The sequence below is a fragment of the Gaoshiqia sp. US2 genome (assembly GCF_059705485.1).
On record NZ_AP048550.1, the window covers coordinates 4,616,340 to 4,638,432 of the forward strand.

Here is a 22,093-nt window from a genome sequence, read left to right on the forward strand (position 1 = left end):
TCTTTTCAGTTCAGCTTTCGGTCAAACGACCGGTTTATTGTTTGATGTTCAATTCAATTTGATAACTACCCGACTGCAAACTACAGACCGTACGGCCATTTTCTTTTTCCATCATTCTTATCATCTCCATGTTTTTCGCCGGCGCTTTCAACGCTTCAGCATGTAAATCGCCATCATATGGAAGGATCACTTTAGCGGTCGCATTCACCGGCACTTCCACCCGAAGCGTAAACACACCGTCCTTCTTCTCCCAATTGCTGACAATTTTTCCGTAGGGCGAATCGAAGGAGGTCTTAACAAAACTCAGCTCCTCCACCACTTCGGGTTGAATCACGATTTCACGATATGCCTGCGAATGTTCGGCTTGACGGATTCCGCCCAGCCCCTGGCAGAACCATTCCATCAGGTGGCCCAGCATGAGGTGATTTAACGACTTGGACGGCAATGCCTGCCACGATTCGGCCAACGAAGTGGCCCCCTGTTTGAGTTGATACCCATAACCGGGAACATCGTCGCGGTTGTTCATTTCATACAGCAATTCTGATTTTCCGAAGCTGGTCAGCACATCCACGAGGAAGTGAAAGCCCACATCTCCGGCCGTGATTGCACCCTGGTCCGCCTCAATCTGTCTGACCAGGTTTTCAAGTACCGCTGCTTCATTTCCGGGATCAACCAATCCCAGACTCAGCGGCATGGCCAGCGAAGTCTGACTGCCTGTGGCGTAAGTCGCCGTCTCCCTGTTATAAAATTTCAGGTTGAACGCGTTTTTAATTTCGGTGGAAAGTTCGGCAAAACGGATTGCCTCATTCTGATTTCCGAGTAATTTGGCCATCTGTGCCATCAGTTGGGCATCGTAAAAATAAATGGCTGTGGCTACCAGCGGCACCGGAGTCAACTGCGCATAGCCGGGCTCTTTCGGACCCACATCGTACCAATCACCCAAACCATGCGACAAAATGTTTTCGTTGGCTTTACTCTCCAAATACGCCATGTACCGTTGCATCACGGGCCAGGCCTGTTGCACCGGCTCCAGATCGCCATACCAGCGGTATATCATCCAGGGAAGAATGATGGAAGCGCTGCCCCACTCCGGCGAGTCGCGAAAAGCCGCGTCGTAATATTCAAAGTTGATGTATTCGGGCACAATGCTCGGCACCAGCCCTTCGGCGGTTTGAGCGTCGGCCATATCCGACAGCAGTTTTTTGTACAAGTGGTACAAGTCGAAGTTGAAATGTACCGAGGCGCCCATCAACTGCGTTTGCTCAATCCAGCCCAGCTTTTCGCGTGTCGGACAGTCGGTCATCACCGATTGCAGGTTGCTTTTAATGCCCCAGTTGATCAGGTCGAACGTCCGGTTGAACAATTCGTTGGAACATGAAAAGCTACCGGTTGTTGGAGCCGAATTTCGGGTATGCAGCGATTTTAATTCCATGATTTCCGGAAGTTCCGGGGCCGTGCTTCCCGCCTTTATTTGTGCCCCATTTACCTGCACATAGCGAAAACCATAGTAGGTAAACCGGGGTTGCCACGATTCTTCGGCTTCTCCCTTCAAGGTGTAAGTATAATAATAGGGCGAACCAGAGCCACGCTGACTGACCGTTCCATCGTCCTTCAAACTTTCAGCAGGGTAAAACCGGACCTGTTGACCAGCCTTTCCTTTCAACCGGAGTGAAATAATTCCCGAGGCATTCTGCCCGAAATCGTACAGGAGGCTGGTGTCATTCAATTGCTTTACGGCAACGGGCGAAAAAGTGTCCATCACTTTGACCGGATGGCTTGGGTCGGCTTTCAGTTCCCCTGACGGCGGCCTGACCAGTTCAGCCATTTTCCAGTCTGAAGCATCAAATCCGGTCTCGTTCCATCCCGGTTCTTCCAAACGGGCATCGTAATCTTCGCCCCCGTAAATACCGGAATAAGTGGTTGGCGACGGCTTGGTTTGCCAATCGCCGCCCGAAACGATTGTTTCGTCGGTTCCGTCAGCATATTGGATTTGTAACTTGCAGATCATTTTTGGAAATCCGTAAGCGATAATGAGTTTGCGATAGCGTTCGCGGTTGTTATAGTGAAAGCCATTGCCAACCATGACTCCCAGGGCGTTTTCGCCTGAGCGCAGCAGGCCGGTAACATCGCAGGTATTATAAAAAACGGTTTTATCGTAGTCGCTCCAGCCCGGAGTCAGAAAATCATCGCCAATTTTTTGTCCGTTCAGCGAGGCCTCGTACTGACCAACACCACTTATAAAAAGCGTGGCTGATGCAACCTTTTTAGTCAAATCAAAACTTTTTCGAAATAAGGGGACCACTGCCCGTTTTTCCACTTTGTCCAGAGCAAGGTCTCCATAACCGGTCACCCCCTCCACCAAGCGTTTCGACTCGTCCATATCCTCATAACCAATCCATTGTGCACCGGCCCAATCGGAGGAAGAAAGCAATCCCAACTGAAACGAGGCGATTTCGCTCCATGCGGATGCGTTGCCCGCCTGGTCCCATACTTTTACTTTCCAAAAATACTTTTTGCCAGCCTCCAGGGCTGATCCATCATAGTCGATCAGGATAGATTGTTTCGAGTCAACCTTCCCGCTGTTCCATTGATTTCCTTCATTCATTTTCAGTAAACCGGCGTCATCGGCCACCAGAATTTGCCAGGCTGACTGCGCTGTTCCGCCATAATCGGATCTCAACTTCCAACTGAAACGTGGCTGCTGATTTTTGATCAACGGCAGTTCGGTGGCAAAACCATTGACAGAGCTTTCGCTCACCTGGATATTTTTTTTTTGTGATGAGCAGGAAAAGGCAAGTAAGGCGACAAACAGCAGGTGACAAATTATTTTCATAAGCTTCGTTCATTTTATTGGTTTTCAAACCTGGTTGCGGCCCGGTTCTTCGTTATTTCAGTCTGACAAACGCCTGTTTTTCACCTCCGGCCGGCAAAAAACAAAGCGCCCTAAAAACACAATCCGACATTAATCTTCTAATTTTTAGAAATTTAATGTTAACGTTTACATTTGTTATTGGCTTGAATTCATGCGTTTTAATATTACTAAAATTCGATCTAATTTGAAAACGTTTATTGAAATAAAACGAATTCGGCAACGTGTTAATTCGTATGGATGAACCTGGCCCGGACAAATACAAACTATATTGCCTCGATTTCTTATTCCCGATCAATAATGATAACTCTTTAAGAATCCCAATCGTGAACCAACCTGCGCGATCCACTCTCTTGCCATTAATTCATGTCCAAAAACCGTTGGATGAATGCCATCCCAAATCCAATACTCAATTGGCGCAGATTTTTGGGCTTGTTCAAACAGGCCTATAAAATCGATAAGTATGGCGTCAAACTCTTCGGCCATCATTCTTACAATCCCTGCCCTTTCCTGTGTTGCCACATGCCACAACTCCCATTTTTCTCTTCGGGCGCCAATCGGGAACACAAAAGGAATTCCCAAGACAAACAAGACTTCAGGATTTATTTCCCGGGACATCTTCAACAACTTACGATAAGCTCTTTCAAATGCTTCCAAATTCCGAGCATCAGGTCGATTCGCGACTAAAGCGCCAACATCATTAATACCGATAAGGAAACTAAGCACATCGGGCTTCAATGCAAGTGTGTCTGCCTGCCAGCGTTCTTCCAGGTCGGAGACTTTATTTCCACTAATTCCACGATTATAAAATGAAAAACCGGCTTTGGGAAAATCTGCCCCGATTCGGCTGGCAACTGAAAAGACATAACCATGACCAAGAATGTGATTCGGATCATCATTTCTCCCCCTATTACCATCAGTAATGGAATCGCCCTGAAACAGAAAAGTAAAACCTTCATATTGTTCGGGAACCTGAACCTCGTCGTTCGCCAAAACATGCGAGGAAACGATGCCTGTTATTGCACCGGCAACACTGGCTGTTTTTAAAAATTTTCTTCTTGAAAATTGATTTTGAATCATTATTATGTATTAAGGGTTAACTACATCATATTTTTCAGGAACTCAAGCAAGGTTTAATAATTTGAGGAGTTGTTTCGCCACTTCAATACATCGAATTCGTACACTTTCACCTTGCCCGGCTTTCAATCAGCAAACCGGCAAAAGCAATTATGGTCTATAAACGAGGGTATCCGGAAAGCCAACAACAAATTATTCCCCGTTTTGCTTTCGGGACACCCTCAGTCATTCAACATTACCTGAATTAATAGCCGGTATTTTGAACCAGTTTAGGGTTATTATCCAATTCCGATGTTTGGAAAGGCAAGGTGTAATTCTTTTCTTCAAATACCAGGGGATCTCCCGCAGGAGTTTCCAGTGTTGGCAACTTGATATGGGCGATACGCCATCGTTTCAGATCATTATAGCGTTGTCCCTCGAGCGCCAGTTCCACGCGTCTTTCATTCCGGATGAATCCGCGAAGGTTTTCTTTGGTGTTGTAACGGGTACGGTTTATTCCGGGCATATTAACTCCTGTACGCCCCCTCACGTCATCTATCGCATTATATACCGCTACCGACGGTCCGTTCGCTTCGTTAGCTGCTTCAGCGTACATCAGCAATACATCAGCATAGCGCAAATGGATATAATCCTGATCGGTTAAGGTTGCCGTAGAGGCGCTAAACGGGGCCAGCGACAGATCAACATATTTTTCGACCAGAAAGCCGGTATATGATTCATAGCTTCCGGTCCACGGTGTTCCTGCTGAATTATACCAGATTTCTCCGGGTGTTTTTATCGTCATATTCATCCGGGGATCCCGATTGAGATAGGGATTCTGAGGATTATACAAAGGCGACTCGCTGGTTGACAGTCCGTCAGACATTTCGTAGGCGGTTAACAAATCAGCATATGGCTGCATTAACGACCACCAGCCCAATTCGATATTCATCCCGGCAGATCCCGGACTTGTACGATGTACATTTGTCGGCGCCAAATACCTGGTAGAAAACATGATCTCTTTATTTACATTCGAATTTTTCTGACCGGCCGTGAGAAATAGATCCTTATAGCTGTTTGACAGGCCAAATTTTCCTGAATCGATAATCTGCTTCAAAACAACAGCAGCCTCGGCCCATTTTTGTTGAGTTATCAATACCCGTCCCAATAATCCCTGGGCACTTCCTTTTACGGCATGACCTACGTACTTTTCGTCGGGCAATTTTGAAATGGCAAAATTCAGGTCTTCTTCAATAAAGATATAAACTTCTTCCTGGCTGCTTTTCGCGATTTTAGCGTCTTCCAGTGTTTTTGGAAAATTACGGTATATAATGACCCCGCCAAAGCTCTGAACCAGGTCGAAATAACACAAGGCCCTGATAAAGCGGACTTCGGCCGTATACTTTTCTTTTGTTGACGCGGTCATGCCCGGCACCTTCTCAATATTGTCGAGAAAATAGTTACAACTGGCAATCGCCCGGTAGGGACTGCTGTACATGTTTGCCATGGCACCTGAAAGTCCGGGAGAAATACTACCGGTCGTCATGTTGGTCATATTGGGTTGGTTCCCGTTTCCCGGATCGAGGTAGGCGTTATCGGAAAGCCCGTCAAGATAAACCCGCTCATAACCGAGAAAATTCTGTTGTAAGCGCGAATAAATACCAGCAAGAGCTGTAGTGGCGTCAGCTTCATTCGACCAAAAAATCTCACCCGACACACTGTTTAATGGGTTTTTATCTAAAAAATCTTCATTACATGCAGATAAAAACAAAGCCAGGATGATGATCGACCAATGCTTATATGATAGAAATTTTGTACTCATCTTAATAACGTTTTAAAATTTGACATTTAATCCAAGGTTGAATATTCGTGCCTGCGGATATTCGGCGTAGTTTCCGGTTACACTGGCCCTCTCAGGGTCAGAACCTTCATATTTTGTGAATGTGAGCAAATTATCTCCTGACACATAGACACTCAAATCTTTCGCCCTGATTTTGCTGATCAGCGATTTTGGAAGATCATAAGAGAGCATCAGGTTTTTTAACCTGAGATACGATGTATTCTGAAGATAGTAGGTAGACCCGCCATAGTTGGCAACACCCGAATAACCGGCAACATAAATAGCAGGCAGCGTGTTACTGCGATTTTCGGCAGTCCAGGCATCGCGCCATTTGGTGGTTGGCGGGGTTCCCTGCATAAACGGATCTATTCCCCAGTTATTTACGCGAGCCTTTTGCCCTTGTACTCCTTGGAAGAAAGCGGTGAGTGTAAAGTTTTTATAGCCGACATTCAGTCCAAAAGAATACAGGAAATCGGGATAAGCTCCGCTTACAACCCTCCGATCGTCCGTGTCTACATCTCCGTCTCCGTCCATGTCTTTCATTTTTAAATCACCCGGACGGGGACTTGGATTTAATACATGCTTTGGAGTAAGCGGATTGTTGATGTCTTCTTCCTGGAAGATTCCATCCCAAATGTACAGAAAGTGAGAGCCATATGGCAATCCAACTTCATTAATTGAAGTTCCTTTGCTGGGAACGCGGATGTGAATCAATTCATTTTTAGCTGTTGAAATCTGGAAATTGGCCCCATAACTGATTTCACCAATTTTATTCTGATGGCTTAACTCCAGTTCAATCCCCTTATTCCGCATTTTTCCATCGTTCAGGGTCGGCGAAGAAAGCCCCAAGCTGGCTGGTACCGGCTGGGCAGCCAGGATATCGTAGGTTGTTTTATTGAACCAGTCGAAGGTAACGCCCAACAAGCCGGAGAAAATATTTACATCGAACCCAAAATCAAGAATACTGGTTGATTCCCATTTTAGACGTTGATCTTTGAATACGTTCACCACAGCTCCCTGCGACAAGGTTTCTTCAAAAGGGTAATAAATGTTGCTGATCACCAAACTATTCTGATAGAGATAAGTCCCGACATCCTGATTGCCAAGTACGCCATAGGAGGCTCTCATTTTCAAATAATTCATCCAGCTGATCCTGTCTTTAATGAAGCTTTCTTCCGATACCAACCAACCGGCTGACACCGACGGGAACAGACCCCACCGGTAATCCGGTGATACTTTAGAAGTACCGTCGTAGCGCAAGTTTGCCTCCACCAGGTATTTTCCTTTATACGAATAATTAAGCCGGCCAAACAATGACTGCATGGCCCATTCCGATGGTCCGGCCAACGACGGCAAACGGGGATGTGTAAAAAACAGCGACTGGTTATCGGATGAATAACCGGTTAACTCGTCAAGGATCGGCGATACCGAACTAATCCGTCGCGCCCTCAGGGTTTGGTATTTATAGTTTATCTGCTCGTACCCGATTAAACCCGTCAGATCATGATCGTCGTTTATTTTGGTATTGTATGACATTACCGAATACACCGTTGGCGTGATCGCTTTCGCGTATTGATCTGTCACTCCCAGAATGTCGGGCCCAAATGCAAATTCGAGGTTATCGCCTGTAGTGGGATTTTTTTCCTGAAGCACATAGGCTTTATAAGGGACCTGGTGCATCTTATAAAACATATCGTCATAGTTTAGAGCCACTTTAGTGGTCCAGACAAATCCCTTAAATAGTTTAAAATCAACAAATGCCTGTGCATTCAGGTTGTAATCTTTCGTTTTCTGATTTCCCATGGCATAATACTCGCTGGGATTCCGGTTCCGGCCTTCATTCAGATACGCCCTGGATGCGATACGCCCGCTACCGTCGGGCAGATAAGGTCCGTAAGTGGGGCCTGTTGCATAAATCGACAAGGCCATATTGGCGCTTGTAAACGGAGGTTCCTTCCGGTCCTTGTATGTCAGGGTCATTTTGGTTCCAAAAGTAAGGATCTTGCTTATCTCATTGGTATAACTCAATAAAGCATTATACCGCTTGAACTGGTAGCCCGGCAACATGGCATCCTGGTCCAGATAGCTAAATGATGCATTGTAGGAACTCTTTTCCGTTCCGCCTGACAATGCGATGCTGTGATTGGTGACAATAGCATTTCTAAACCAATAATCAACGGCATCAAAATTGGGGTATTGCTCCCGGTCAGTCGCATTCCTGTACTTGGCAATTTCGTCTGCCGCATATCTGAAAGCAATGCCTGAACGTGCAGCTGCCTCGTTGTACATTTCCATGTATTCAGCCGAATTGGTAATAAAATCGGGTAGCTTTGTCGGCGAGTTAACAGCAATATTTCCCCGGTAGCTGATTACCGTTTTCCCTTTTTCTCCCTTTTTGGTGGTTACCAGTATAACCCCGTTGGCGGCTCTTGCACCATAAATCGACGCAGAAGCGGCATCTTTGAGCAAAGTAATACTTTCGATATCATCCGGTGACAGGTTGTTTAATGAACCGGTAACTCCGTCGATCAAAATAAGCGGATCGTTACTTCCTCCAAATGAACCGCGTCCGCGAATCAGGAATGACGGATTATCGCGCCCCGGCTCGGCAGAAGGCTGTATGACCTGAAGCCCTGAAATTCGTCCCTGAAGCAGGTTGGCGGAGTTAGTCGCTGGTCGTTCTGTGAGAATATTACCTGCTACCGATCCGACAGAACCTGTCAGATTTGCCTTTTTTTGAATTCCGTAACCGACAACGATCACCTCATCAATACCCACCATTTCTTCCTGCAACTCAATGTTAATGACCAGCCGGTTATTAACAATAATTTCCTGCGTTCTCATCCCTACAAAGGTAAATACCAGGATCGCATCAGAAGAAACGTTTGTTAAGGAATAGTTCCCGTTGATATCAGTGATGGTCCCGTCTGATGTACCCTTCACAACCACAGTTGCACCGGGAATCGGTTCGCCGGATGGCCCCGAAACCTTCCCCCTGACGGTTTCATTCTGCTGGATAACCCGATTTGTGTGGTCATTTTCGTTGGTATAAAGAACAAAGTTATTGTTGAATGACCTGTACTGAATGTTTGTTCCTGCCAGAATTACTTTCAGCGCCTCTTCGATATTCGAAAATTCAAGGTCGATATCAACTTTCTGATCTACATTTACATTGGATCGGTTAAACAGAAATGAGTAATCTGTTTCATCCTCAATGAATTTCAGCACCTCAACGATTGACTTGTTGGAGGCTTTTATCTGCACTTTTGCATTGTTTTGTGAAAAAACGCCGGCAGAAACCTGTAAAAAAGCCAACAAAAGGATAACGCTCGTTAGTTTCATAATGCGAAAAGTTTGCTTCAGGTGCGGTTGATGCCATACCTGAAATTTCATACGATTTTTTTTCATAAATTTGAACTGTTTATTTAATGAATAATCAGTTACGGTTGCACCCGTAACTTTTAAAAGGGAAGTGGACCAACACTTTCCTTTTTTATTTTGCTTTTAATTTAATTTTACTGCCATTTATTTCATATTGAAAATTTGAGGTTAGCTGCATCATTGTAAATAACTCACGAACACTTTCTGTCTTTATCGTGATTGTAAACTGGCCCTGGTCTCTAAGCTTATTGTCCATACTGATTTCAACGCCATACCATCGTTCAATTACCGGAACCAGTTCAGCAAAATTGCTGTCCTCAATTTTTAATTCATTGTTCTTCCAGATACTGTATAGGCGAGTATCAACAACCTTAATATTCAATGAATTATCTGAAAATTCTGCTTGCTGTCCGGGTTGAATTTCAACGGGTTTTTCAAGGTATTTGCCAAATAATTCGATCCTCCCTTTATCCAGCGTTGTTTCTATCGCCGGTTCATCCGGATAACATCGCACATTGAACTCTGTGCCCAAAACACGTATATTCAAACCCGACAGGGTATGCACGATAAACGGATGGGATTTATTTTCCGACACCTCGAAATAGGCCTCACCCGCGAGATGCACAGATCGTGGTTCAAGCGCATTGTAGGTTATAGAAGATTCTGAGTTCAACCAAACCCTGGTTCCATCGGCCAAAACCAGGTTTGATTTTTCACCTGCCGGAACATGAAATTGCACCAGGGTACTTGTATAATCCTGGACTGTAAAAAGCCTGTAACCGAAAATACTTCCTAAGCCAACAGAAATCAGAATCAAAACGGAGGCTGCCACCCTCATCCACCGGCTGAACTGAGGTTGACCTGTCGCACGGTAAACACGCAAATGTTTTGCCGAAAACTCCGACCACGAATCGTCAACGTTTATTTTTGATGAAAGCATTTTCTGGCTGCTAAACCATTTTGTTTCATACAATTGCCGAAGCTCTTCCCGGTTATCCTCACTTTCTGTTATCCAAAGCCATATTTCCCGGTCTTCGGCAGGAGTCGTTTCGCGACTAATATAACGTACAAGTAATTCTGTATCGATATTTAAATTCATTTCGTGTCTAATTACAAAAAGAAATACAAGCGGAAAGCACTTTACCCTGACAAGACACGATGATTATTTTTGTTTTTTTTTCGAAACTACGAAAACGCTCCCGGCACAGATGGTTAATACAGATAGTCTTTCAACTGAATCCTCAAACGAGACAGGGCGCGACTCATCTGTGTCTCAACTGTTTTCACCGAAATTTGCAATTCTGCCGAAATTTCAGCATATTTTAAACCTTTGTCCCTGCTTAAAAGAAAAATTCTCCGGCACTCATCTGGTAATAATAAAATTGCCTGACCTATTTTCCGATTCAATTCATCCAATTCAACCGGCATCAGGTAATCGTATTTAGTATCCTGATTGGAGTATATAAAATGTAAAACAGCCTGATAATCGCTTTCGATCCGGCGATGTTGAAGTAAATTCAGACATGAATTTTTCACCGCCCGAAACAAATAATACTGAATATCTTCATCGAAAGAAAGTTGATCTCTTTTGTTCCATACATTCAAAAAAACTTCCTGAACAATTTCTTTTGATTCCTCAACACTTTGAGTATAACGGTCGGCAAAACAACACAGGCGAACAAAGTACCTCCTGAAGATCAGTTCAAACTTTTCTTCCTTGTTTAAATTACCCTTGAAAGCCCTATTCGCTTGCCTAAATACCATCTAACGTATTTTCAAACTACAACACAATCAATTCAGTAGAAAAGCTTATACACCCACCTTCGCTATGTTATTAAGACTTACAGGATAAGCTGCCCCAAAATCCGGATGAATATACCAGTTTCCCCAGAATTATCAAGCTATTCCGGAACTAACTGCAGCAAACAACCTAAAGTGGAATTTAATTTCATCGTTCAGATTTTTTGGTCTGTTCGCTGTCGAAAGACATTCATTTCCCAAAATGAAGAGACTGCCCACCCGCCAAAAATACCGGGAAGGCAGTCTTCAAATTATCAAATGCTTATTTCAGGAACCGACACAGTCGATAAATCCCTGCAATTTTTATTTATACGCTTCATTTTGAGTGATCACTCCTGAATTTTGGGTGATGACCTGTAAGGGTATCGGTAGTACCAATTGGTTCTCGTTCAGCGTGATATTTTTGCTGCTGTTTTTAATTACCGTAATTGCCCGGCCTGTGCGAATCAGATCGAACCAACGATGAAATTCAAGCGCAAACTCCACCTGGCGTTCGTGTTCGAGCGCCAGCGCCACCGTATTGTATTGCGACGGATATCCGGCAGCACCGTAATGGGGCATTCCAACCCGGCTTCTCACCTCGTTCAGGTACTTGACGTCACCAGTAGCTTCAGTAAGCATCAGCAAAACATCGGCATACCGCAGAATAATAAAATTGTTATCGGCAGCTTCCCTCAATCCATCCACTTCAGCGCCGGTATCTTTCCATTTAATCGGATATTTCACGTCAACGGATACGCCCGCGGCAGTCGTGTAGCCATTCTGGATCGATAAATCGCGGCGCGAATCGCCTGCTTCATAAGCATTCCACAAATCAAGCGTGACCTGGTTCATCCCGGCGCCCCAGGCAGTAACAATCCGGTTGTCAAGTGGCGAAAACATGGCCCAGTACCGGCTGTAAGGATTTGATTTTCCTCCTTTGTACTGGATTTCGAAGATCGACTCGGCCCCGTTCTTTTTGGTTTTATCCCATAAGTTAGCATAGGACACAAGCGAGAACTTGCCATAAACCTTCAGCAGCACCTCAGATGCTTTTGTTTTATCCCCCAAGGTAAGATAAACTTTTCCGAGGAGGGTATTGGCGGCATCGCTACTTGCAGCACCAACAAATCGTTGACTGGCTTTGGACGGTAAATTGGCCGCAGCAAATTTAAGATCTTCAACAATTTGATTATAGACATTGGCCTTAGGGGTGCGGCCTTGCGCATAAGCTTCACTGATGCTGAGGGGTTTGGTAACCAGCGGGATATCGCCCCATGCACGAACCATATCGAAATAATACAAGGCTCTCAGAAATTTAGCTTCGCCGATTAAAGCAGCCTGGGTATCAAAGTTAATGGCTTCTGCTCTTACAATAATATTATTGATCATATATAATGACGTGTAATAACTATTCCAATAGTTTAACACTAATTCATTATCATCACTCATCGTATGATTTTCGAAACCTTCATAGTCCTGAATTCTCCCGGCAGCATTATCGCTGTATGCATTGTCCGACATTAATTCGCCAAAAAACGAGGGCAAACTCTCAGGCCCATATAGGGTGTACAAGGAGTTATATGCAGCCCAGAGGGCCGTTTCGATGTCATCTTTGCTTTGATAGAAATCCACCTCATTGGGATTGGAAATAGGTGACCGGTCCAAAAAATCTTCACTGCAACCAAAGTAGATTGTAGCGAATAGAATCAGGATGTATTTTATTTTTTTCATATTCCTACGTTTTTATATCGTTATACCTGAATTTTTAGAAAGTAATGTTTACCCCTGCAGTCGCTGTAAAAGGATTGGGATAAGCGCCGTAATCAAAGCCTACCAAAACACCGGTTTGGTATGTACTGCCTTCCGGGTCGTAACCTAAATAGTCAGAGAATACATATACATTTTCCATATTTAAGTAGAGTTTTACACCGGATACATTCATCTTATTAACTATGTTTTTCGGCAAATTGTAGCCAATACGAATGTTCTGGATGCGGACAAATGAACCGTCCTCAACCCAATAGGTAGAACCAAAGTCGCGTACCGTGGTAGGGAGCATACGAGGTTTCGGAATCATTCCATTGCCCGGGTTAGATTCGGACCTCCAGAAATTGGATACCTCCTGATACATGTTCCGGTTTCCACCACCTACGCCTGATTTCAGGAAGCGGGCATTATGGTTAAGAATCTCGGCGCCATGCGATCCACGTAACATAACCGATAATTCAACACCGGCATAGGATAAGATATTGGTCATCCCCCACTGAAAATCAGGCTGGTAATTACCAATATAGGTCCGGTCGTCTGAGTTGATTTTGCCGTCTTTGTTCACATCACGCACCCTTGGGTCGCCCGGTTCGCTGCCTGCCCACACCGGATAGGCATTGTTGTCAAGTTCGGCTTGCGACATAATTACACCGTCAATGACATAGCCATAATACATCCCAATGGGTTTTCCTACGGCAGTACGCGAGGTCATACTGGATTCATTGATATCGATCGGCGCATCATTTTCACCGAGTTTCAGCACCTTGTTCCGGTTCGCGAAGATGTTAAAGTCAGTTGTCCACTTGAACTTACGATCGATATTGCGGGTGCTGAGGTTGATTTCAAACCCTTTGTTTTGCAGCTCACCAATGTTTGTTAACGTAGAAGCAAAACCGGTGATGATGGGAATCGGAACATTCAGCAACAGGTCTTTTGTTTTCGAATAATAAATATCGCCTGAAAAATTCACGCGTTGATCCAGGATACTAAAGTCAAGCCCAAAGTTTGTTTGGCCGGTCTTTTCCCATTTCAGATTTTTATCGGCAAATGTATTTGTGTAAATACCTTGCTGCACGGTCCCGCCGCTGACATACGGGGTATAACCCAATATACCGATTGCACCGTAGTTTGGAATCTGGTTATTGCCGGTTTCACCATAGCTCAAGCGCACTTTCAGATTATCCAGCCAGGCAACTCCCTGGAGGAAAGCTTCCTCAGACATACGCCATGCAACAGAACCCGACGGGAAGTACCCCCAGCGATTGTTGGCGCCAAAACGGGATGAACCATCGGCACGGATAGCCGCGGTAACCAAATATTTGCTTTTAAGCGAATAATTGGCGCGGGCAAGATAAGAAATCAGGGACCACTCCTGGGCTGATGTACTTCCACTGCTGACTTTCCCCGCGTTTAGGGTATGAACCAAATCGTTCGGAAAACTACCCGACCGCATATTGCTGTAATCCGTGCGTTGTTCCTGAACAGTATAACCAGCCAGCACATTTAAGTCGTGAATACCATCAAACGTTTTGTTATAATTAAGCGTATTTTCCCATACCCAGTTGTAGGATTGCAGGGTAATAAAATCGGCAGTTGCCGGAACCCAACCCGAATAACCCCAGTTTTGACCTTCGTTCCAGTAGAAATTATAGGAGGTATTTTCGATATTTGAACTCAAGGCTGTTTTGAAAGTCAAATCTTTCAGAACATCCCATTCCAGAAATGAGTTGGCGGTCATCACATTCATCACTTTCTTTTTTTCGGCTTCCCGGGTTAACGAGTAGGGATGCCATAACTGAAGGCCGTATTTCACAAAGGTGTTCCAGATGGAAGTTGGATCTTTGAAGCCAAGACTGCCTGTTTCAACATAAAGCGGGAAGATCGGGTCGCTCTGCAAGGCCAGACTTACAACATCCGATTTACCTGCTGTGCCGTGGGGAGCTTCCTGTGCGCGACTGAATCCCATGTTTAATCCCAAGCGGAATCTATCGCTGAATTTATGTCTGATGTTAGAACGAAGGTTGATCCGGTCGTAGGTATTTTGGTCCACAACCCCTTCCGAATCCAGATAACCCGCCGATACCATAAACTGGGTTTTATCGTTGCCCCCCGATGCCGATACCTGGACGTTGTGCGACAGGGCAGTTCTTAATAAAACATCCTGCCAATCCGTTCCGTTCCCGATTCGGGCAATCCATGCCGGATCAGAAAATTCAACCGGCACCGTAACATTCAGGCCTCTTGAAGCCGAAGGATTTGCGGCGACAATGGTAGCCCATGAGTTATTTCTGGCTGCTGTTTGGAACTCCATCCATTCCCGGGCATTCATCATCTCCGTTTCCCGCAATACTTTTGACAGACCAAACTCATAATTCGCCTCTATCTTGGTTTTTCCGGCTTTCCCTTGCTTGGTCGTGATCAAAACCACGCCATTGGCGCCGCGCGAACCGTAAATGGCTGCCGACGACGCATCTTTCAATATCTCGATTGATTCGATATCATTCGGGTTGATAAAGTTTAGCGGATTTCGGTTAAAATCCATGTTGCTGCCGGAACTAACACCGGAAGATGTTGAGTTAGTGGTATTGTCTTCCAAAGGAATACCATCAATGACGTACAAAGGAGTTGTACCGGCATTGATCGAAGAAGCGCCCCTGACTTTTACAGTAGGAGCAAGACCCGGAGCACCCTGAGTTTGAGTGATCTGTACCCCCGATACCTGTCCTGCCAACGTTTGCATGGCATTCGTGTAAGGACGGTCTTTCAATTTGTCGGCGCCAACCGAAACCACCGATCCGGTCAAATCACTTTTCCGCACGGTTCCGTAGCCAATAGCCACTACTTCTTCCAAACCAATTGTATCCTCCGTCAGGCTTACCTGGATGACACTTCGTCCGTCAACCGCCGCTTCCTGTGTTTTCATCCCGACAAACGAAACCAGGAGGACAGCCCCGGCAGGGACGTCATCCAGTTGGTACCTCCCGTCAACATCGGTAATGGTTCCCCGATTTGTTCCTTTTACAACAACGGTTGCTCCGGGAATCGGAAGTCCTTCGGTATTCGTCACTTTACCGGTAATTGTTCTGTTTTGCTGACTTTGCAAAACGCTGTATTCGTTTTTCTTCAGATCGGAAATGACAATATACCGACCAATAAATTCGTATTGAGCCGAAGAATTTTTCAATATCAGGTCCAGCACTTCCGATATGGACTTATTCTCAACCCGTAAGTCAATTTTTTCCAGGACATCAAGCTTATTACTATTGTAGGCAATTTGAAAATCAGTCTGCTCCTCAATAGCGCTAAAAATATCCTTAATAGTAGCCTGCCTCAAATTCACCGATATTTTGGTCATTTGAGAATAGGTCTGAGACGCGAAGGTCATCAGCCCACAGAAAGTCAGGATCATTAGTAGTTTCATAACTCTGGTGAACTTTTGGAATTGAAGATATCGATCCCAATTCCGATGGGTGTTACTTTTTTTCATAAATTTGCTTAGTTTTTCGTTAAACTTTTTGTTTACACGTAAGAATGGGCGGGTAGTGTATGTTGGCGCAGAACTACCCGTTTTTCTTTCAATCAGCTTGTCATTTTAGATTTGATATATACTTTTTGATTATTTACCGACGATTCAACATTCATGACTTTTTCGATGATTTGCATTACGCGCTCGATGCTTTCTCCTTCATTCAACTCAACCGTCAGGCGCTGATTATCCAGAAAATGCTCATCATAAACAACTTCCACATTATACCAGCGTTCGATTTTCCGGACAAGATTAGCAAACGAATCATCCCTGAAAATCAGGCGGTTATTCTTCCAACCCACGACCTCGTCGTTCCGGAATCCGGTCCGGCTCACATTTCCTTCCGATCTTGAAAAATTGATCATCTCGCCCGGTTTCATTTCATAAGAGATGGGGTCCGATGTGGAAGGGCGAACCAGCAGATCGATACTTCCTTCAAGCAGTGCGGTTTCGATTTTCGATTCATCGGGGTATGCCTGTACATTAAATTTTGTACCCAGCACTTTTACTTCGATGTTTGCAGTTTTGACAACAAACGGGAGGTGTTTATTGGTGGTCACTTCAAAATAGGCTTCCCCTTCAAGAAAAATTTCCCTCGTCTCCCGGCCATATTCAGTCGGGTAACGCAGGCTGGTTCCTGAGTTTAGCCAAATATGGGTGCTATCGGGTAACACAATCTCCGACTTTTGGCCTTTGGGAACAATGGTCTCCGTATATTGAACCGGATGTTCTGTGGAAAACAGGTAGTAATAAGCCGAGACGATCATCACGGGAAGAATCAGGATTGCCGCAACCCGTTGAAACTGCTTAACCGGTTTTAATTCCCAGAATACCGCTTTTTTCTTTTCAAGCTGCTGATATTGCCGGTTAATCTGACTGATGAGTTCTTCAAAATCAGCTTCCGATTCCGTTTCGGGGGCGCTAAGCCATTGATTATGCATCCATTCGTCCAGGACCTGTATATTTTCAGGAAGAGCAATCCAATCACGCAATTGTTTCAATTCCGACACAGTCAGACGTTCATTATTGATAAACCTTTTTAGCAAGGACAAAACCTGGTCAAGCATACCTTTGGTGTTTTGCCTTTATTACGAAACGAAACTGTGTTTCCGTGAAGGGGCAACAAAAAAAATTACTGAGAAATAAAAAGCAGCAGCAAAAATCTGACCTTTCTGATTTCGCGCCTGAGAAAGTTTAAGGCCAGCCGGATTTGACTGTCAACGGTATTCTCTGAAATATTCAACTTTTCGGCAATTTGTTTATAACTGCATCCGTGATACCTGCTCAATTCGAAAATTTGTCTCCGTCGATCCGGGATTTGGCTGATTAAGCCGGTAAGTTTCAGTTCCAGTTCCTCCTGCATCGACAGGTCCGCCGAGTCCGACAGATTCAGATCGGCAATCAGGTCATCGCCCATCAGATAAATTTTCCGGTTGACCGACGAACGCAGCTGATCGATCAGCTCATTTTTAGCAACGGTGTACAGGAAGGAAGAAAACGATTTTTCCGGTTTGATTTTTTGCCGCTGCAACCAGACTTTGATAAAAACTTTCTGAACAATCTCTTCAGGATCGATTTGCGGCGGAGCTAACTTCATAACAAAGCCTTTGAGTTTGTTTTTGTATTTATAAAACAAAATCTCAAAGGCAAACTGATCATCGTGCAACAATCTTTTGATCAATTCGGGTTCGCTATGGAGTTTTAATCTGGTCAAACAGACAAACGATTTCGGTACGGTTTGTCCTGCTAAGTTACGATCAATTCTTCAAAATGAATCTCCTCCAGGGCCTGTTCAATTATTTTCCGTTCCGGTTCATTAAACCGATGAAAAGGTTCAGCCATGAAATCACTGCAAATACCCATCACCGACAAGGCGCATTTTAATCCTTTCAGGTAGCTGGAACCGTGTTTACCCACTTTATAGATACTCGTACTGATTTGAATTACTTTTTGCTGCAAAGGCAAAACCGCGTTAAAATCGCCTGCTGCAGCCGCATGATACAAATCGACATAAAGTTTCGGAAACATATTGGCCCCGCCGTTTACGCCGCCGTGCCCGCCCATCAGCACAAACTCGGCCGTCAGTTCTTCGGGTCCTACCATAAAGGTAAAGTCGGGGCGGTCTTTCAGCAGGTAGCGTATGTGATTGAAATAAGCCAGGTTGGCCGAGCTGTCCTTCATACCAATGATTCCGGGAATTTCGGCAGCTGCCTTCACGGTTTCAGGCGCAAACATCACCTTGGTATGAACCGGCATGTTGTAAATGAATAACGGGAGCGGCATTTGTTTCATAATCCGTTTCAGGTACTCCAGCAGTTCCGGCTGGCCCGACTCGAAATAATACGGAGGCGTGATCACAAGCGCATCAGCGCCGTACACGGCCGCTTTTTTGGCCAGGTTCAGGCTTTCGGTAAATGCGGAATCTGAGATCCCGACCATCACCGGCACCCGGCCATTGACAAACCGGCAACTCAGGCGGATCAACTCTTCGCGGATCTTATAACTTAAACTGGCAAACTCGCCGGTGGTTCCCAATAAAAATATCCCGTGAACGCCTCCCTGAATCACATGCTCGATTAAACGTTCAAGTCCCGCCACATCAAGCGTGTCATTATCTGTCAACGGAGTTACCAAAGGCGGAACAATTCCCCTTAAGGGGGTGGAAAATCTTGCTTGCATATTCTTTTCTCTAAATTTTTTAGTTTCTATTCTGAATCATACTATTTTAATATCGATCTGTTCGCTACAACCTGGATTGAAAATGATATTCACCCGAGCCAACTTCCAGCACAGCACGGTCGCCTTCCATACGTAAAAAAAGCAAACCTTCTGATTTTGACAGGTCGGAACCGCTTTCTTTTATATTTTTCACGGCAGTTGCCGGGAGGTAAATCAACGCATTTGTATTTGCAGGAATGGTAATATCCCAAGCGAAGGTTTTGCCTTTTTTCTGCCACCGGCTTTTTATGTCTCCGTAAACCGACCGATAGGATGCATTCACAAAGGTGAGGCCTTCCACAGGTTCGGGTCTCATGATGATTTTTTTGAATCCCGGCGATTCATCGCTGCTTTTAATCCCGGCCAGGTTTTCGTAAAACCAAATGATCAGGTCGCCCAGCATCATCACATGGTTGTAGGAATTCATATTGGGAGCTGCTGTGTTTCCATTCCAAAGCTCCCAAATCGTGGTGGCTCCGTTTTCGACCATGTAGCCCCAACTGGGGTAAGTCTTATTGGTAGCCAGACGAAATGCCAGGTCGGTGCGTCCATTTTCGGTAAGCGTGCGCATCAGCCACTGTGTACCAATCAGTCCGGTGCTCAGGTGCCCGTTATTTTTCACTTCAATCAGATCTGTAATGGTTTTGAACAGCCGGTGTCTATCCGCTTCCGTCACCAGATCAAAATAATAAGCCAGCAGGTTATCGGTCAGCGCATGTGTGCCGTACGACGCTTTTTCAGCATCGTAAAACTCCCGGTTGAACGCTTCTTTTACCTGTTCGGATAATTCGGCAAAAGCCGGAATGTCGCTTTCATTACCCGTCAAAGAAGCAAATTTTTGCATCAGTTGCAGGTAATAATAATGGTATGCGGTGGAAATTAACTGACTGGGGTATTTCACATTGGCATTTTTCCCACGCCCCTCTTCAATAGTAGCCGGCGGCACGCACCAATCGCCGTAACTGTCTTTGGTCAGGATGAACCCGTCGGTCATATAGCGGTTCTGCATGTAACCAAGCCAGTGTTTCATGTACGGATAATGTTTCACAATCGGCTCAGTATCGCCAAACTGTCGGTAAAGCATATCGGCCACCATCAGGTAGGTGCCTGCCCAGGTCATGTTATCGCTGTAATAACGCCAGAAAGCCGGGGCTACATCGGGAATGGACCCGTCGGCGCGCTGTGCATTTTTGATGTCGTCCATCCATTTGGCATACAGCAGGGCATTATCAAAAACAAAACTCTCGCCGTATGCCCCCGTGGAACGGTCGCCCAGCCAGGGTTGACGCTCGTTGCGTTGCGGACAGTCAACCGGCATGCCCTTGTAGTTGCCGTTGATCCCCCACCAGGCATTCCTGTAAATTTGGTTAATCAGGGTATTGGAAGTTTCGAAATGACCAATGGTTTCTATATCGTCATACACCACCCGGCCCTCAAAATCGTGCAGCGAAGGTTTGCCCGGAAACCCACTGATTTCAACAAACTGAAATCCGTGATAAACAAACGACGGCTCCCACACCTCTTCACCTCCACCTTTCAGGGTGTATATATCTGTAACCTTGGCGTCGCGCAGGTTTTCCCGCGCCAGTTCTCCCTGCTCATCCAAAATCTCGGCAAAGCGTAAGGTTACCTGTTCGCCGGACGAACCGCTCACCTTCATGCGAAGCCAGCCAACCATATTCTGCCCCATATCAAGGATATACACACCGGGGCGTATTTCCTTCAGCGAAACCGGTGTCAAGGTTTGCTTAATCTTCATGTTCGGGTTCAGTTGCGCCTCAAACTCTCCCGGTGGTTCCTGCACAAACTCGGCATTCAGCCAGCTGCTGTCGTCGAAACCAACCCGGCTCCAGCCCGGCATTTCTTTACGGGCATCGTATTCTTCGCCATCGTATTCATTGTTGGTCAGGATAGGCCCGTCGGCTGTACCTTTCCAGCTATTGTCGGTTTCAACGGTTTCTTTGGAGCCATCGGTATAAACAATCTCCAGTTGGAGAAGCATTTTGGGATAACCAAAGGTTTTTATTTTGTAGGGTTTTTCGGTCTGGCGCATCGTGTAATAGCGGCCGTTTCCGAGAATGGTTCCAAGAGCGTTTTCACCCGGAGAGAGGTATTCTGTCACATCAAACACATTGTACTTGATGTTTTTTGTATAGTCAGTCGGCGTTGGCGCCAGCACCTGGTCGCCGATTTTCTGCCCGTTGATGTACAGTTCATAAAGTCCCAATCCGATGATGTACACTTTCGCTGACTGAACCGCTTTGGTTACCTGAAACTCTTTCCGGAAATAGCGTGCCGAAAGTCGTGAGAATTTATCTTCCCGGTCCCAGGGAAAAGTACGGTCGAAACCAATCCAGCGCCCCGCCCAATCTTTATAATCCAGTAATCCGACACTAAATTTTGCCGGTTCGCTCCATTCACTTTCCTGGTCGCCATTCCATACCTTCACTTTCCAGTAACATTCCGAGCGGCTTTTCAATGCTTTTCCCCGGTAAAGAACTCCGGATGACTGTTCAGAAAAAACCATCCCGGAATCCCACATATCGGTTCTGTCCTCAGCCAGTTTTTCCGGAGTTGAAGCTACCAGTACCCGGTATGCCGTTTGCATGGTTGCCCGTTGCTCACTTTCCAACTGCCAACTCAAACGGGGCTGCTGCACATCGATACCAAGCGGATCGGATAAGCGCTCACACTGCAAGCCAACCGCATTAATCCTGGCAGAACTGCCAGTGGCCAATAACAAAAAGCAGGAAACCAAAATGAGGGAAAAAGTATTTTTAAGTTTCATCGATTGAAAATTAAATTTTCATGTAAATGATTACATTATTCATATTAAAACACATCCATTGAACGCACAAAAATGATCAGAAAGCAACCATGAAATCAAGCATAAAATCCAACTAACATCTCTTAAAACACTTGTTTTCAATATATAAAATCTCACAGCCTGATCCGATCCTGAAATTTTCGACCAAGGTATAAAGAAGTCATTTAATATGAAAACGTTTTCATAAATTTTTATTGACCGATTTTATCACGGATCAAAACCCTGAACAGCAACGGGCACGAACCAGCCGACCGGAACAGGCCATAATCAAACCGGCCCGCCTTATTTTTCAAAAGCGGGCCTGTTCGGTTGATTCAAAAATCTTCT

At 45.2% G+C, this 22,093-nt stretch carries 12 protein-coding genes; all 12 read right to left on the reverse strand.

Annotated features, from left to right (window positions below; genetic code table 11):
* Nucleotides 1–34: 34 nt before the first annotated feature.
* The 12 genes from AC6H3C_RS18295 to AC6H3C_RS18350 all read right to left on the reverse strand — a co-directional run bounded on the left by AC6H3C_RS18295 (nt 35) and on the right by AC6H3C_RS18350 (nt 21,727).
* Entirely contained in the window at nt 35–2,833 is a 2,799-nt protein-coding gene (locus tag AC6H3C_RS18295; protein WP_497516939.1) for a glycoside hydrolase family 78 protein, read from the reverse strand.
* Nucleotides 2,834–3,163: 330 nt separating this feature from the next.
* Nucleotides 3,164–3,949 carry an SGNH/GDSL hydrolase family protein gene (locus AC6H3C_RS18300; protein ID WP_497516941.1) on the reverse strand — a complete coding sequence of 262 codons (786 nt, stop codon included), beginning with the start codon at nt 3,947–3,949 and terminating at the stop codon, nt 3,164–3,166.
* Nucleotides 3,950–4,190: 241 nt separating this feature from the next.
* Nucleotides 4,191–5,747 carry a RagB/SusD family nutrient uptake outer membrane protein gene (locus tag AC6H3C_RS18305; protein WP_497516943.1) on the reverse strand — a complete coding sequence of 519 codons (1,557 nt, stop codon included), beginning with the start codon at nt 5,745–5,747 and terminating at the stop codon, nt 4,191–4,193.
* A 12-nt stretch (nt 5,748–5,759) separates the two neighbouring features.
* On the reverse strand, nt 5,760–9,173 hold the full coding sequence (locus AC6H3C_RS18310) for a TonB-dependent receptor (RefSeq protein ID WP_497516945.1): 3,414 nt from the start codon (nt 9,171–9,173) through the stop codon (nt 5,760–5,762).
* Nucleotides 9,174–9,258: 85 nt separating this feature from the next.
* Entirely contained in the window at nt 9,259–10,245 is a 987-nt protein-coding gene (locus tag AC6H3C_RS18315) for a FecR family protein (protein ID WP_497516947.1), read from the reverse strand.
* A 113-nt stretch (nt 10,246–10,358) separates the two neighbouring features.
* Entirely contained in the window at nt 10,359–10,910 is a 552-nt protein-coding gene (locus tag AC6H3C_RS18320) for an RNA polymerase sigma-70 factor (protein ID WP_497516948.1), read from the reverse strand.
* A 339-nt stretch (nt 10,911–11,249) separates the two neighbouring features.
* The gene (locus AC6H3C_RS18325; RefSeq protein WP_497516950.1) at nt 11,250–12,659 is read right to left on the reverse strand and encodes a RagB/SusD family nutrient uptake outer membrane protein; all 1,410 of its coding nucleotides are present in this window, start codon (nt 12,657–12,659) and stop codon (nt 11,250–11,252) included.
* 34 nt (nt 12,660–12,693) lie between these two features.
* Complete coding sequence (locus AC6H3C_RS18330) at nt 12,694–16,116, reverse strand: TonB-dependent receptor (protein WP_497516952.1); 3,423 nt, start codon at nt 16,114–16,116, stop codon at nt 12,694–12,696.
* A 158-nt stretch (nt 16,117–16,274) separates the two neighbouring features.
* A complete protein-coding gene (locus tag AC6H3C_RS18335) occupies nt 16,275–17,288 on the reverse strand; it encodes a FecR family protein (protein WP_497516954.1) in 1,014 nt (337 codons plus the stop codon).
* Nucleotides 17,289–17,353: 65 nt separating this feature from the next.
* Entirely contained in the window at nt 17,354–17,935 is a 582-nt protein-coding gene (locus AC6H3C_RS18340) for an RNA polymerase sigma factor (RefSeq protein WP_497516956.1), read from the reverse strand.
* Between the two features lie 32 nt (nt 17,936–17,967).
* A complete protein-coding gene (locus AC6H3C_RS18345) occupies nt 17,968–18,900 on the reverse strand; it encodes a dihydrodipicolinate synthase family protein (RefSeq protein WP_497516958.1) in 933 nt (310 codons plus the stop codon).
* Nucleotides 18,901–18,964: 64 nt separating this feature from the next.
* Nucleotides 18,965–21,727, reverse strand: coding sequence for a glycoside hydrolase family 78 protein (locus tag AC6H3C_RS18350; RefSeq protein ID WP_497516960.1), 2,763 nt, complete (start codon nt 21,725–21,727; stop codon nt 18,965–18,967).
* Nucleotides 21,728–22,093: the final 366 nt, after the last annotated feature.